This is a genomic window from Delftia acidovorans SPH-1 (genome assembly GCF_000018665.1).
In the GTDB taxonomy this organism is placed as follows: Bacteria; Pseudomonadota; Gammaproteobacteria; order Burkholderiales; family Burkholderiaceae_C; genus Comamonas; species Comamonas acidovorans.
Genome location: NC_010002.1, coordinates 384,474 through 397,789, shown reverse-complemented (window position 1 = coordinate 397,789; position 13,316 = coordinate 384,474). Strand labels below are relative to the sequence as shown.

The following is a 13,316-nucleotide window of genomic DNA, read 5'->3' as shown; positions in this document are numbered from 1 at the left end:
CCTCACAGAGGACGGTTCTCGTCACTGTCCGGCGGACGGCGCTGCGGCGCCAGCAGCAGGCCGCTGACCAGGGGCCACAGCAGGGCCTCGATCAGGGGGGCCACCACCACCAGCGGGCCGGGCACGATGCCGCCGGCCAGCATGCGCAGCAGCACCTGCAGGCCATGCACCACGGCGAACAGGGGCAGCAGGTGCAGCGCCTGCACGGGCGTGGAGAACCAGGACAGGCGCCGGCCCATGGCGCCGGCCGCGAACACCAGCAGCGCATAGGCCAGCGCATGCTGGCCCAGCAGGGAGGAGCGGTCCACATCCATGCACAGGCCCAGCAAAAAGGCCACGCCCATGCCCACGCGCTGGGGCTGGTTCAGCGCCCAGAAGGCCAGCAGCACCATCAGCAGGTCGGGCTGCCAGGCCTGGCGGCCCAGCGGCAGCATGTTGAGTGCCAGCGCCGCCAGCAGGCTGACGACGATGAACAGGGGGTTGACCGGCAGCAGCAGCTGCTGGCCGCGCGGCATGATCATGCGGGCTCCTTCCTGGCGGAGGCGGGTGCGGCGGGAGCGGCAGGTGCGGCAGGCGTGGCCGGTGCATCTGTCTTGCCGGCCTTGCCGTCCTTGGAGGCTTCCTTGCCCTTGCCGTCCTTGGCCTTGTCTTTTTCCTTGCCCTTGTCTTTTTCCTTGCCCTTGCCGGCGCGCAGGGGTTCTGCGGCGCCTTCGGCCTCGGGGTGGGTGGCGCGGTCCAGCGGCTTGAGCACCACGACGTGGCGCACGCCCTGCACGCGGCCCACGGGCTCGCAGTAGATGCGCGAGAAGGCCGAGTCGGCGCGGCGCTCCACCGAGACCACCTTGGCCACGGGCAGGCCCGGCGGGTACAGGCCATCGACGCCGCTGGTGGTCAGCAGGTCGCCTTCCTGAACATCGGCATTGCTGGGCATGAAGCGCAGCTCGATGCCGCCGGTGCGCAGCGGCGACGGATCGCCATAGGCCACGCTGCGCGCGCCGGTGCGCGGATTGAAGACGGGAATGGCCTGGTCGCGGTCGATGAGCAGGGTGACCTCGGCACGCAGCGGATACACGCGCGTGACCTGGCCGACCACGCCCTTTTCATCGAGCACGGGCGAGCCCTGGTCGATGCCATCCACCTGGCCGCGGTCGATGACCACGCGGCGCGTATAGAGGTCGGGGCTGTCGTAGACCACCTCGGCAGCGGTGCCGGGCGTGGTGAGGCGATCGCGCAGTTGCAGCAGCTCGCGCAGGTGGTCGTTTTCCTGGATCAGCTCGTCGGCCAGCGATGCACGCTGGGCCATGGCCACCAGTTCCTTGCGCGCGGCCTGTTCGCGGGCCTGGGCATCGTCCAGCGAGCCCAGGTAGCGGCTGGCGTCGTGCACGGCCTGCACCGGCTTGAGCATCACCCATTGCACGGGGTACAGCACGGTGGCCACGGCCACTCGCACGGGATCGGTGATCCTGAAACGCGCGTCGGCCACCATCAGGAACAGCGCCAGGGCGCTGTACAGGGCCAGTTGCGAGACCCGCGAGGGCCGCCGCTTGAACAGCGAGGGCGCCGAGTGGTCCAGGGTATTGGGATTCATGCCGCCCTCCCGCGTGGCAGGGCCTGCCCTGCCGCACTTGCTGCAGCCTGGAAAGCACGGGCCGGTCCCGGTGCGAAGGAAGGCAGGGCAAGCATGCAGGTCACCACGGAAGGGGGAGAAAAATCGTTGCAGTCAGACGGCTGCGGCCCCGGGCCCGCGACAACGGGCCCCGGCCTGCGCCGCATCAGTCGCTGGTGAAGATGCTGCCCTGGCGGTCCATGGTCTCCAGCGCCATGCCGCAGCCGCGCACCACGCAGGTCAGCGGCTCTTCGGCCACCAGCACGGGCAGGCCGGTTTCTTCGGCCAGCAGGCGGTCCAGGTCACGCAGCAGCGCGCCGCCGCCGGTGAGCATCATGCCGCGCTCGGCAATGTCGGCGCCCAGCTCGGGCGGTGTCTGCTCCAGCGCGTTCTTGACGGCGCTGACGATCTGGTTGAGCGGATCGGTCAGGGCTTCCAGCACCTCGTTGGACGAGATGGTGAAGCTGCGCGGCACGCCTTCGGAGAGGTTGCGGCCCTTGACTTCCATCTCTTTGACTTCGGAGCCGGGGAAGGCCGAGCCGATGTTCTTCTTGATGGACTCGGCTGTGGGCTCGCCGATCAGCATGCCGTAGTTGCGGCGGATGTAGCTGATGATGGCTTCGTCAAACTTGTCGCCGCCCACGCGCACGGAGCCCTTGTAGACCATGCCGCCCAGGGAGATGACGCCGACTTCGGTGGTGCCGCCACCGATGTCCACCACCATGGAGCCCGACGCCTCGGACACCGGCAGTCCGGCGCCGATGCCGGCAGCCATGGGTTCCTCGATCAGGTAGACGGAGGTGGCGCCTGCCGCCTCGGCCGCGTCCTTGATGGCGCGGCGCTCGACCTGGGTGGAGCCGCAGGGCACGCAGATGATGATGCGCGGGCTGGGCGTGAGCACCGAGCGCGGATGCACCATCTTGATGAACTGCTTGATCATCTGCTCCGTGATGACGAAGTCGGCAATCACGCCGTCCTTCATCGGGCGGATGGCCTCGATGTTGCCGGGCACCTTGCCCAGCATGGCCTTGGCCTCGCGGCCCACCGCCTGGATCACCTTCTTGCCGTGCGGCCCGCCTTCGTGGCGGATCGCGACAACGGAGGGTTCGTCCAGAACAATGCCCTTGTCGCGGGCGAAAATCAGGGTGTTGGCTGTGCCAAGATCAATGGCAAGGTCGGTGGAGAAATACCGACGGAAAGCTCCGAACATTACGAGAGTCCTCTCAGGCACGGCATGCTCGTCGGCCTGCCATCGCCGGGATGAAAGTTAGGGAGTCTGGATGGGGTTGGCTTTTCGCACAATGACCGGCTCGGAGAGGGTATTGCGGCAAAGCCGAGATAATACCGTATCCCCTGTGAATAACTTCTACTGCCGGGGCTTGAAATACGGGTTTACATCCCGTTGCCCCCTTCAAAAATCCTATGGCACTGAACGCACAAGACATCGCACGCATCGCGAACCTGGCACGACTTGAGCTCTCCTCCACCGAGAGTGAGCGCATGCTAGGCCAGCTCAATGATTTTTTCGGCATCGTGGAGAAGATGCAGGCTGTGGATACTTCAGGCGTCAGCCCGCTGTCACATCCGGTCGCCGCCATCCAGGACATTGCCCTGCGTCTGCGCGAGGACATTGCCAGCGAGCCCGACCAGCGCGACGCCAACCAGCGCAGCGCACCGGCCGTCGAGCGCGGCCTGTTCCTGGTCCCCAAGGTGATCGAGTAAGCGCCGCGCGCCCTCGTCACTGGCATCCGTCCCCGTTTTCCGCACCCCATACATGACCCAGCAAACCACTGATCTGCACACGCTCGGCGTGTCGGCCCTGTCGGCCCTGCTGCGCGAGCGCAAGCTCGGCGCCGTCGAAGCCGCCCAGCATTTCCTGGCCCGCGCCCAGGCGCACCAGAACCTGGGCGCCTTCGTCAGCATCGACGAAGAGGCCACCCTGGCCCAGGCCCGCGCTGCCGACGCCCTGATTGCCCAGGGCAAGGGCGGCCGCCTGGCTGGCGTGCCCATTGCGCACAAGGACATCTTCGTCACGCGCGACTTCCCGACCACGGCCTCCAGCAAGATGCTGGCCGGCTACCGCTCGCCCTTCGACGCCACCGTGGTGACGCGCCTGGCCGAGGCCGGCGCCGTGACGCTGGGCAAGCTCAACTGCGATGAATTCGCCATGGGCTCGGCCAACGAGAACTCGGCCATCGCGCCCGTGGGCTTCGACGCCCCCGCGCCCGTGCGCAACCCCTGGAACACGGACCGCGTGCCCGGCGGCTCCTCGGGCGGCTCGGCCGTGGCCGTGGCCGCCGGCCTGGCGCCCGCCGTCACCGGCACCGACACGGGCGGCTCCATCCGCCAGCCCGCATCGTTTTGCGGCATCACGGGCATCAAGCCCACCTATGGCCGCGCCAGCCGCTACGGCATGATCGCCTTCGCCTCCAGCCTGGACCAGGCCGGTCCCATGGGCAAGAGCGCCGAGGACTGCGCCCTGCTGCTGTCCGAGATGTGCGGCCCCGACCTGGACCGCGACTCCACCAGCCTGGACGTGCCCGCAGAGGACTTCACGGCCCGCCTGAACGACGGCATCGAAGGCCTGCGCATCGGCATCCCCGCCGAGTTCTTCGGCGAAGGCCTGTCGGCCGACGTGCGCGCCGCCGTGGATGGCGCGCTCAAGGAATACGAGAAGCTGGGCGCCCGCCTGGTGCCCATCTCGCTGCCCCGCACCGAGCTGTCGATTCCCGTGTACTACATCCTGGCCCCGGCCGAGGCATCGTCCAACCTGTCGCGCTTCGATGGCGTGAAGTTCGGCCACCGCGCCAAGAACTACACGGACTTGGTGGACATGTACAAGAAGACCCGTGCCGAAGGCTTCGGCGACGAGGTCAAGCGCCGCATCATGATCGGCGCCTATGTGCTGTCCGAGGGCTACTACGACGCCTACTACCTGCAGGCGCAGAAGATCCGCCGCATGATCGCCGACGACTTCCAGGCCGCCTTCCAGCAGTGCGACGTGATCGCCGGCCCCGCCGCGCCCACCGTGGCCTGGCAGCTGGGCGGAAAGAGCGACCCGCTGGCCAACTACCTGGCCGACATCTTCACGCTGCCCGCATCGCTGGCCGGCCTGCCCGGCATGAGCGTGCCCGCAGGCTTTGGCGAGGCCGGCATGCCCGTGGGCCTGCAGCTGATCGGCAACTACTTCAAGGAAGGCCAGTTGCTCAACGCCGCCCACCGCTTCCAGCAGGCCACCGACTTTCACCTTCAAGCTCCGAAGGGCATCTGAGACCCCATGACCGCGAAACTCATCCAGGGCTATGAAGTCGTCATCGGCTTCGAGACCCACGCCCAGCTGGCCACCCAGTCCAAGATCTTCAGCCGCGCCAGCACCGCCTTCGGCGCCGAGCCCAACACCCAGGCCTGCGCCGTGGACATGGCACTGCCCGGCACGCTGCCGGTGATGAACAAAAAGGCCGTCGAGTGCGCCATCCGGCTCGGCCTGGCGCTGGGCTCGCACATTGCGCCGCGCAGCATCTTCGCGCGCAAGAACTACTTCTACCCCGACCTGCCCAAGGGCTACCAGATCTCGCAGTTCGAGATTCCCGTGGTCCAGGGCGGCGAAGTGTCCTTCTTCCTCGGCGACGAGAAGAAGACCATCCGCCTGGTGCGCGCCCACCTGGAGGAAGACGCCGGCAAGTCGCTGCACGAGGACTTCATCGGCCAGTCGGGCATCGATCTGAACCGCGCCGGCACGCCGCTGCTGGAGATCGTGACCGAGCCCGACATCCGCAGCACGGAAGAAGCCGTGGCATACGCCAAGACGCTGCACCAGATCGTGACCTGGATCGGCATCTGCGACGGCAACATGCAGGAAGGCAGCTTTCGCTGCGACGCCAACGTCTCCGTGCGCAAGCCCGGCCAGCCGCTGGGCACGCGCCGCGAGATCAAGAACCTGAACAGCTTCAAGAACATGCAGCTGGCCATCGACTACGAGATCCGCTGGCAGATCGAGGAAATCGAGGACGGCCGCCGCATCCAGCAGGCCACCGTGCTGTTCGACCCCGACACGGGCGAGACGCGCTCCATGCGCACCAAGGAAGACGCGGCCGACTACCGCTACTTCCCCGACCCGGACCTGCCGCCGCTGGTGGTCGCGCCCGAGTGGGTGGAACAGGTCAGGGCCGACATGCCCGAGCTGCCGCGCGCCATGGCCGCGCGCTTTGTCGAGCAGTACGCCCTGCCCGAGTACGACGCCACCACGCTGACGCAAAGCCAGGCCATGGCCGCCTACTTCGAGGACACGGCCCGGGCCTGCAATGCGCCCAAGCTGGCCAGCAACTGGATCATGGGCGAGATCTCGCGCCGCCTGAACACCGAGGAAATCGGCATGGAGGCCGCCAAGGTCTCCAGCGCCCAGCTGGCCGCGCTGATCCAGCGCATCGGCGACGGCACCATCTCCAACAACGCCGCCAAGCAGGTGTTCGAGGCGCTGTGGAGCGGTGAAGGCAGCGATGTCGATGCCATCATCGAGGCCAAGGGCCTCAAGCAGATGAACGACACGGGCGCCATGGAGAAGATCATCGACGAGGTGATCGCCGCCAACCCGGCCAACGTGGAGCAGTACCGCGCAGGCAAGGACAAGGCCTTCAACGCCCTGGTCGGCCAGGTCATGAAGGCTTCCAAGGGCAAGGCCAACCCGGCGCAGGTCAACGAGCTGCTCAAGGCCAAGCTGGCCTGACCGGCCGCAGCGGGCGCCCCCACACGCTCCGGGGGGGCGCCTGCCTCAATCCACCGAGGCGCCCGACTGCCGCACGGCCTGGCCCCACTGCGTGATCTCGGAGGCCACGAAGGCATCCATCTCGCGGGGTGTGGTGGGTGCGGCTTCCGAGCCCCGGTCGCTGATGAACTTGCGCATCTCGGGGCTGCGCAGGATGGCCACGGCCTCTCGGTTGAGCCGGTCTATCACTTCCTGCGGCGTGCCCTTGGGCGCCATCAGGCCCAGCCAGCCCACGGCCTCGAAGCCCCGGAACTCGGGCAGGCCCGATTCGGCAATGGCCGGCACCTCGGGCAGCTGGCTGGAGCGGGCGCTGGAGGTCACGCCCAGCGGCACGGCCTTGCCCGCCTGGATATTGGGCAGGGCGGCCGTCACCGAATCCACCATCAGCGGCACCTGGCCGCCCACGAAGTCCGCCTGCGCGGGGCCGCTGCCCTTGTAGGGGATGTGCTCTATCTGTATCTTGGCGCGCGCCTTGACCATCTCGGCGCTCAGGTGCTGGGTGCCGCCGATGCCGGCGCTGGCGTAGTTCCAGCGGCCCGGCTCGGCACGCGCCTTGTCCACCAGATCTTTCATGGATTGGATGCCCGCACCCGGGTGCGCCAGGAACACCAGCGGCACCTTGGCGATCAGCGTGATGCCCAACAGGTCGGTGCGCGGGTCGAAATTCACCTTCTTGTACAGCGTCTGGTTCACGGCCATGGCACTGCCGGCCACGAGCAGCGTGTAGCCGTCGGCCGGGCTGCGCACCACCTGCTCGCTGCCGATGTTGCTGCCGGCCCCGGCCTTGTTCTCCACCACCAGCGGCTGGCCCAGCTTCTGGGCGAGCTTTTCAGCCAGCGCGCGCGCAAAGATGTCCGTGGCCTGCCCGGGCGGGAAGGGCACGATCAGGCGGATGGGCTTGTCGGGATAGGCGGCGCTGGCCGGCATGGCCAAGGCGGCGGCCGCGCAGGCTGCGGCGGCCAGAATGATCTGCTTCATGGTGTTGTTGTCTCCTGCGGGCCAGTTTAGCGGCGGCATGCCCGCTGCACCCGCACGCCGCTGTCCCGCAGCCAACAGCGCACCAAGCCATCTGCCGGAACAATCGGCGCACACCACAGGAGACTCCATGACCGCCAGCACCGACCGCCTGCACATCCCCGGCCTGCCCTGGGCCGACTCCCCTGAAACCGTGGGCCTGGGCAGCGCGCGCCTGGCGCGCCTGTCGGCCCGGCTGCAGCGCGGCGTGGACACCGGCGAGATCCCGGGCGCCGTGGCCCTGGTGGCACGGCGCGGCAAGCTGGCCTACCTGGAGAGCTTCGGCCTGCTGGACCCCGAGGCCGGCACGGCCATGCGGCCTGATGCCATCTTCCGCATCGCCTCCATGAGCAAGCCCATCACCTCGCTGGCCATCATGATGCTGGCCGAGCAGGGGCGGCTGTCCATCATCGAGCCTGTGGAGCAGTACCTGCCCGAGCTGGCCGCGCTGCGCGTGGGCCTGGAGCGCGCGCCGCTGGCGCGGCCCATCACGCTGCAGGACCTGCTGCGCCACACCTCCGGCATTCCCTATGGATTCGCCGGCACCGAACACCCCGTCAAGAAGATGTACCTGGATGCGGGCCTGTTCAGCGGCAAGTTCACCAATGCGCAGTTCATCACCAGGCTCGCGCAGCTGCCGCTGGTGGCCCAGCCCGGCGAGACCTGGGAATACGGCATGTCCACCGACGTGCTGGGCCGCGTGGTCGAGGTGGTCAGCGGCCAGACGCTGGCCGCCTTCGTGCGCGAGCACATCACCGGGCCGCTGGGCATGGCCGACACGGGCTTTCATGCGCCCGACAGCGAGATCGCACGCGCCGCGCGGCCCCAGCCCGAAGGGCCGCAGAAACAGATGCCGCCCATCCCCCCGGTCACGCGCGCCATGATGTTCGAGTCGGGCGGCGGCGGCATGGTCTCGACCATGGCCGACTATGCGCGGCTGTGCCTGTTCTGGTGCAACGGCGGCACGCTGGACGGCGTGCGCCTGGTCTCTCGCAAGACCGTGGAGCTGATGACCACCAACCACCTGCCCGCCAGCGTGCGCATGGGACCGGACATGGCGTATTTCGGCGCCCAGCTGCCCTCGCCCGAGGTGGGCCAGGGCTTTGGCCTGGGCTTTGCGGTGCGCACGGCGCCCGGCCTCAACCCGCTGCCGGGCAGCGTGGGCGATTTCTCGTGGAGCGGCATCTACGGCACCTTCTTCTGGGTGGACCCGAAGGAGGATTTGTTCGCCATCCTCATGATGCAGTCCATGGCCCAGCGCATTCCCTACCGCTGGGTGATGCGCGAGGGCGTGTACCAGTCCGTGGTGGACTGAGCCGGCAGGCGCGCCGCACCGAAAGGGTGCAAAGCCCATGCTGCCAGCAAGAGCGGCGTCCCTTCCTAAAATGACGCGCTTTTGCAGCCCTCCCCCGGGGCCGCGCAGGCAAAGACAAAAAGACAACAAGGCCATGGGCTGGAACAGAAAAGCATGGGGGCCGGTGGTGCCACGCCCCGCGCCTGCGGACATGTGGCGCGTGGCCATGGGCTCCATCGTGGGCATGGGGCTGGCCACGGCCCTGGTCTGGCTGGCGCATGCGGGCACCTGGGATCTTCCCCTGCGCCTGTTCGCGCCACTGGGTGCCACGGCCGTGCTGCTGTTCGCCGTGCCCACCAGCCCGCTGGCCCAGCCCTGGTCCTGCGTGGTGGGCAATACGGTGTCGGCGCTCTGGGCCCTGTTCGTGCTGCAGTGGTGCCCGCCCCAGCTGGCCCCTGCACTGGCCGTGGGCGGCGCCATAGGCTGCATGCTGCTGACGCGCTCGCTGCACCCGCCAGGTGGCGCCATGGCCCTGCTGACGGTGCTCAACGCCAAGGCCTCGCTGGCCGCCGGCTGGATGCTGCCCTTTCTGCCCGTGGGCGCGCTGACACTGGGGCTGGTCCTGGCGGCCACGGCGCTCCACCGCGCCACGGGCCGGCGCTATCCCCACCATGCCGACACGGCGCCCAAGGCCGCGCCCGCCGATGCGGCCCACCGCCATGCCTCGCGCCTGGGCCTGTCCCATGCCGATCTGGAGGCGCTGCTGCTGCGCTTCGGCCAGGAAAACAACCTGGAAGCCGATGACCTGGCCGAGCTGCTGGCCGCCGCCGAGGAAACCGCCATCGAGCATCGCCTGGGCGGCGTGCGCTGCGCCCAGCTGATGACGCGCGATCCCGTGAGCTGCTCCTTGGACGACGACGTGCACGCCGTGGCCGCACGCTTTCGCGCGCACCCGGCCAAGAGCCTGCCGGTGCTGAACGCCGATGGCGGCCTGGCCGGCACGGTCTCCCGTGCCGAGCTGTACGAGTGGCTGTGGATGAGCCCCGTGCGCCCGGCCGAATCGGCGGCAAAACCTTCTTTGTTGAACTGGCTGGGCCAGCGCCTGCCCGGCAAGACCCGGGCCGCGCCCCGCCTGTCGGAGCTGCCCCAGCTGGTTCATGCGCCTGAACTCAGCGTGGACGAAGACACGCCCGTGGGCCAGTTGCTGGACGCCCTGGCCCGGCACAGCGTGCCCTGCATTCCCGTGATGCGCGAAGGCCGGCTGACCGGCCTGATCACGCGCACGGATCTGATGCGGCTGCTGCTGCAGCCGGGCAGATAGGGCGACCCGGCAATGCGCCAGTTTCAGGAAGTGCGCCCAAGCGCAGCATCCTGAAACCTGGCCATCAGAACAGCACGCGGCAGCGGATGGTGCCGGGAACCTGGGTCAGTTTCTCGACCGCCAGGCCCGAGGACTGGGCCGCCAGGTCGATCACCACATAGCCCACCTTCTCGTCGGTGCGCAGGTACTGGCCGGCGATGTTGATGCCGTTCTCGGCAAACACCTGGTTGATGGCCGACAGCACGCCGGGCTGGTTGTGGTGCACGTGCAGGATGCGGTTCTGGCCGGGGTGGGCGGGCAGGGCCACTTCGGGGAAGTTCACCGCCGAGGTAGTGGTGCCGTTGTCGCTGTACTTGACCAGCTTCTCGGCCACTTCCAGGCCGATGTTGGCCTGGGCTTCCATGGTGGAGCCGCCCACGTGCGGGGTCAGGATGACGTTGTCCAGGCCGCGCAGGGGCGAGACGAATTCATCCTTGTTGCTGCGCGGCTCGGTGGGGAACACGTCGATGGCGGCGCCCAGCAGCTTGCCGGCCTTCAGGGCCTCGGCCAGCGGCTCGATTTCCACCACGGTGCCGCGCGAGGCATTGATCAGGATAGCGCCGGGCTTCATGGCCGCGATTTCCTTGGCGCCGATCATCCACTGGGTGGAGGGCAGCTCGGGCACGTGCAGGGTGACGATGTCGCTGCCGGCCAGCAGATCGGCCAGCGATGCGGCCTGGCGCGCATTGCCCAAGGGCAGCTTGGTGGACACGTCATGGAAGAGCACCTGCATGCCCACCGACTCGGCCATCACCGACAGCTGGGTGCCGATGGAGCCGTAGCCCACGATGCCCAGCGTCTTGCCGCGGATTTCGTAGGAATTCTCGGCGCTCTTGAGCCAGCCGCCGCGGTGGGCGGAGGCGTTCTTGGCAGGCACGCCGCGCAGCAGCAGGATGGCTTCGGCCAGCACCAGCTCGGCCACCGAGCGCGTGTTGGAGTAAGGCGCGTTGAAGACCACCACGCCGCGCTCGCGCGCCGCGTCCAGGTCCACCTGGTTGGTGCCGATGCAAAAGCAGCCCACGGCCACGAGCTTTTGCGCGGCGGCAAACACGTCGGCCGTCAGCTGCGTGCGCGAACGGATGCCGACGAAGTGCACGTCGGCGATCTTGCGCTTGAGCTCCTCGCCTTCCAGCGCGCCCGTCACGGTCTCCACATTGGTGTAGCCCGCATTGCGCAGCACTTCGAGTGCGGAAGGATGGATGCCTTCGAGCAGCAGGAACTTGATCTTCGATTTATCCAGCGACGTTTTGGTCATGGGCGAGCCCTCTCTAGTCAGTCAGAAATCAGAGCGAGCATTACAGCGGATTCGGGAAGCCGCTACAGCCGGTAGGCCCAAAGCCTGCGCGCCCGCAAGCGGGAGAACCATGCGCGCTGCGGCCATGAACGCCCCGCCATCCAGCAGGCGCTCATTGCAGGACGGCGCATGCCACAGGAGCACGCGCACACTTCGAGATTGGCGCGAAATGTAAAACATTGAGAACCGGTGCGCCCGTGCGCGGCAGCCTTCCTAGAATTCGCGCGTCTGTGTCCGGCGCTTTCAAATCAATAGCAACAGAACAGTCCTGCAGGCGGGCCGGGCACGCCCTTGTTTTACGAACCAACCGAGGATTCCGATGATTACAAACATGCTGCGCAGGATCGAGGACCTGCTGGTGCAGGTGGTGCGCGTGGTGCTGCTGGTGTTCTCCCTGCTCGTGCTGGTGGGCATGGCGCTGTGGACCTGGGAGAGCTTCAGGCCCGGCAAGGCCGAGGCGCCCCAGGCCGTGGCCCAGGAATTGAACTGGAAGGACGCCAGGCCCGACCTGCAGTTCGTCGTGGACGAAACCAGCCGCGACCTGGGCGCGGGCGGCGGCGAACCCGCCATGGAAAAGCGCCTGGCCGATCCGGCGCTGCGCCCCGCCTTCCAGAAGGCCGACGCCCTGGTGCGCGCCTACGTGAACAAGGATCCCGCGCGGCGTGAGCGCACCGAGCGGGACAATCAGGCCCGGGGCCTGGCGCCGCTGCACCCGCTGCTGCAAGGCGACGCCCTGCCGTCCGAGGCCGATGTGCAGCGCCGCATCCAGGAGCGCGGGCAGCGCGAAGGCGATGCCGGGGCCGTGGATGCGGCGGCCGACGCAGCGGCTGCCGCAGCCGCCTCCACCGGCGAGGAAGATGGCTGGATGGTCGAGCCCGTGGATACCGCCGCCGCCATCCACGAGCGCGCCCAGGCCGCCGAGCTGGAACATGGCAAGGGCGCCTATGCGGCCTATGTGCAGGGCCTGCCCGCCGCGCTGGAGCAGGTCTTCGGCAATGCCGCGCTGGAGCCGCGGCTGCAGGCGCAGACGGCCCAGCAGATCCTGTCCACGGTGCTGCTGAACTACACGCTGTCACTGGACAATGCGGCGCGCGCGCTGCGCGGCGAGGACAGCCACGGCAGCAGCTCCTGGAAGGAGCGCTTCGGCGCCGTGGAGACGGCCTTCTGGAGCATGCTGATGTCATTCCTCGTGCTGGTGGTGATGGTGCTGGTCTTCATCCGCATGGAGCGCCACCTGCGCGTGATCAGCCAGCAGCATGGCCAGGCACCGCGCCAGCCCTGAGGCCTTGCGCTATCGTTGCCGCTTTCCTTTCTGCTTGCCGCCTATCCGCATGACACGCAACACCACCACTCCCATCCATCCGCAATTCCTGGGCCGCATGTCGCCGCGCGCCTTCAAGCCGGAGGCACTGAGCCAGGCCCAGATCGAGCAACTGGCCGACGCCGCGCGCTGGGCGCCTTCGGCCAGCAACAAGCAGCCCTGGCACTTTGCCTATGCGCTGCGCGGCGATGCGAACTGGCAGGCCTTCAGCACCATTCCCAACGAGTTCAACCGCCGCTGGTGCCTGGAGGCGGGCGCGCTGATCGTGCTGATGTCCGACCGCCAGGCCTCGCCCGGCAAGCACAGCTTCGACGCGGGCTGCGCCTGGGGCTACCTGGCGCTGGAAGCCCACGCCATGGGCCTGGCCACGCACGCCATGGGCGGCTTCTCGGCCGACGCCGCCCGCGAGGTGCTGCGCCTGCCCGAGCACCTGGAGCCCGAGGTGGTGATCGCCGTGGGCTGGCGTGGCGATGCGGCCACCCTGCCCGACGATCTGCGCGAGCGCGAGGTGCCCTCGCCCCGCAAGCCGCTGGCCGAAGTGCTGAGCGCCGGCCCCGTGGCCACGGGCGGCTGACGGCGGGTTCCAAGTCCTACGCCGCTTTGCGGGGATGCCCCGGATGGCCTGCCCAGGCCCCGGGGCTACACTGGTCCACAGGCCTGCGGCG

The 13,316-nt window shown here is 68.3% G+C and carries 12 protein-coding genes; 7 read left to right on the top strand and 5 right to left on the bottom strand.

Features of this window, described 5'->3' with window-relative positions; all coding sequences use genetic code 11:
- Positions 1 to 2: 2 nt before the first annotated feature.
- The 3 genes from mreD to DACI_RS01770 all read right to left on the bottom strand — a co-directional run bounded on the left by mreD (position 3) and on the right by DACI_RS01770 (position 2,816).
- Complete coding sequence (gene mreD / locus DACI_RS01780; RefSeq protein ID WP_012202295.1) at positions 3 to 521, bottom strand: rod shape-determining protein MreD; 519 nt, start codon at positions 519 to 521, stop codon at positions 3 to 5.
- The gene (gene mreC / locus DACI_RS01775; RefSeq protein WP_012202294.1) at positions 518 to 1,588 is read right to left on the bottom strand and encodes a rod shape-determining protein MreC; all 1,071 of its coding nucleotides are present in this window, start codon (positions 1,586 to 1,588) and stop codon (positions 518 to 520) included. The genes mreD and mreC overlap by 4 nt, the downstream gene beginning before the upstream one ends.
- A gap of 184 nt (positions 1,589 to 1,772) precedes the next feature.
- The gene (locus DACI_RS01770; protein ID WP_012202293.1) at positions 1,773 to 2,816 is read right to left on the bottom strand and encodes a rod shape-determining protein; all 1,044 of its coding nucleotides are present in this window, start codon (positions 2,814 to 2,816) and stop codon (positions 1,773 to 1,775) included.
- A 212-nt stretch (positions 2,817 to 3,028) separates the two neighbouring features.
- Here DACI_RS01770 and gatC point away from each other — a divergent pair, with 212 nt between their 5' ends.
- From gatC to gatB, 3 genes are read left to right on the top strand one after another with little or no spacing between them, the layout of a single operon-like run.
- Positions 3,029 to 3,328 (top strand): Asp-tRNA(Asn)/Glu-tRNA(Gln) amidotransferase subunit GatC, encoded by a 300-nt coding sequence (gene gatC / locus DACI_RS01765; protein ID WP_012202292.1) that lies wholly within the window; start codon positions 3,029 to 3,031, stop codon positions 3,326 to 3,328.
- Between the two features lie 52 nt (positions 3,329 to 3,380).
- Positions 3,381 to 4,877 (top strand): Asp-tRNA(Asn)/Glu-tRNA(Gln) amidotransferase subunit GatA, encoded by a 1,497-nt coding sequence (gene gatA, locus DACI_RS01760; protein WP_012202291.1) that lies wholly within the window; start codon positions 3,381 to 3,383, stop codon positions 4,875 to 4,877.
- Between the two features lie 6 nt (positions 4,878 to 4,883).
- Positions 4,884 to 6,329 (top strand): Asp-tRNA(Asn)/Glu-tRNA(Gln) amidotransferase subunit GatB, encoded by a 1,446-nt coding sequence (gatB, locus tag DACI_RS01755; protein ID WP_012202290.1) that lies wholly within the window; start codon positions 4,884 to 4,886, stop codon positions 6,327 to 6,329.
- A 45-nt stretch (positions 6,330 to 6,374) separates the two neighbouring features.
- Here gatB and DACI_RS01750 read toward each other — a convergent pair whose 3' ends face one another.
- On the bottom strand, positions 6,375 to 7,346 hold the full coding sequence (locus DACI_RS01750; protein ID WP_043780336.1) for a tripartite tricarboxylate transporter substrate binding protein: 972 nt from the start codon (positions 7,344 to 7,346) through the stop codon (positions 6,375 to 6,377).
- A gap of 127 nt (positions 7,347 to 7,473) precedes the next feature.
- Between DACI_RS01750 and DACI_RS01745 the strand changes: the two genes are divergently transcribed.
- Both DACI_RS01745 and DACI_RS01740 read left to right on the top strand, forming a co-directional pair.
- Positions 7,474 to 8,697, top strand: coding sequence for a serine hydrolase domain-containing protein (locus tag DACI_RS01745; RefSeq protein WP_012202288.1), 1,224 nt, complete (start codon positions 7,474 to 7,476; stop codon positions 8,695 to 8,697).
- Positions 8,698 to 8,830: 133 nt separating this feature from the next.
- Complete coding sequence (locus DACI_RS01740; RefSeq protein WP_043780333.1) at positions 8,831 to 9,997, top strand: HPP family protein; 1,167 nt, start codon at positions 8,831 to 8,833, stop codon at positions 9,995 to 9,997.
- Positions 9,998 to 10,061: 64 nt separating this feature from the next.
- Here the strand turns inward: DACI_RS01740 and serA are convergent, their stop codons facing one another.
- Positions 10,062 to 11,291, bottom strand: coding sequence for a phosphoglycerate dehydrogenase (gene serA, locus DACI_RS01735; RefSeq protein ID WP_012202286.1), 1,230 nt, complete (start codon positions 11,289 to 11,291; stop codon positions 10,062 to 10,064).
- Positions 11,292 to 11,649: 358 nt separating this feature from the next.
- Here serA and DACI_RS01730 point away from each other — a divergent pair, with 358 nt between their 5' ends.
- Complete coding sequence (locus DACI_RS01730) at positions 11,650 to 12,612, top strand: hypothetical protein (RefSeq protein ID WP_012202285.1); 963 nt, start codon at positions 11,650 to 11,652, stop codon at positions 12,610 to 12,612.
- Positions 12,613 to 12,661: 49 nt separating this feature from the next.
- Positions 12,662 to 13,225 (top strand): nitroreductase family protein, encoded by a 564-nt coding sequence (locus tag DACI_RS01725; RefSeq protein ID WP_034397858.1) that lies wholly within the window; start codon positions 12,662 to 12,664, stop codon positions 13,223 to 13,225.
- Positions 13,226 to 13,316: the final 91 nt, after the last annotated feature.

What these genes read in the sequence shown, in the direction of transcription:
- DACI_RS01730 (WP_012202285.1), top strand. Translation starts at nt 11,650, where the DNA reads ATGATTACAAACATGCTGCGCAGGATCGAGGACCTGCTGGTGCAGGTG.
- gatB (WP_012202290.1), top strand. Translation starts at nt 4,884, where the DNA reads ATGACCGCGAAACTCATCCAGGGCTATGAAGTCGTCATCGGCTTCGAG.
- gatA (WP_012202291.1), top strand. Translation starts at nt 3,381, where the DNA reads ATGACCCAGCAAACCACTGATCTGCACACGCTCGGCGTGTCGGCCCTG.
- DACI_RS01745 (WP_012202288.1), top strand. Translation starts at nt 7,474, where the DNA reads ATGACCGCCAGCACCGACCGCCTGCACATCCCCGGCCTGCCCTGGGCC.
- serA (WP_012202286.1), bottom strand. Translation starts at nt 11,291, where the DNA reads ATGACCAAAACGTCGCTGGATAAATCGAAGATCAAGTTCCTGCTGCTC.
- DACI_RS01725 (WP_034397858.1), top strand. Translation starts at nt 12,662, where the DNA reads ATGACACGCAACACCACCACTCCCATCCATCCGCAATTCCTGGGCCGC.
- DACI_RS01750 (WP_043780336.1), bottom strand. Translation starts at nt 7,346, where the DNA reads ATGAAGCAGATCATTCTGGCCGCCGCAGCCTGCGCGGCCGCCGCCTTG.
- gatC (WP_012202292.1), top strand. Translation starts at nt 3,029, where the DNA reads ATGGCACTGAACGCACAAGACATCGCACGCATCGCGAACCTGGCACGA.
- DACI_RS01770 (WP_012202293.1), bottom strand. Translation starts at nt 2,816, where the DNA reads ATGTTCGGAGCTTTCCGTCGGTATTTCTCCACCGACCTTGCCATTGAT.
- mreD (WP_012202295.1), bottom strand. Translation starts at nt 521, where the DNA reads ATGATCATGCCGCGCGGCCAGCAGCTGCTGCTGCCGGTCAACCCCCTG.
- mreC (WP_012202294.1), bottom strand. Translation starts at nt 1,588, where the DNA reads ATGAATCCCAATACCCTGGACCACTCGGCGCCCTCGCTGTTCAAGCGG.
- DACI_RS01740 (WP_043780333.1), top strand. Translation starts at nt 8,831, where the DNA reads ATGGGCTGGAACAGAAAAGCATGGGGGCCGGTGGTGCCACGCCCCGCG.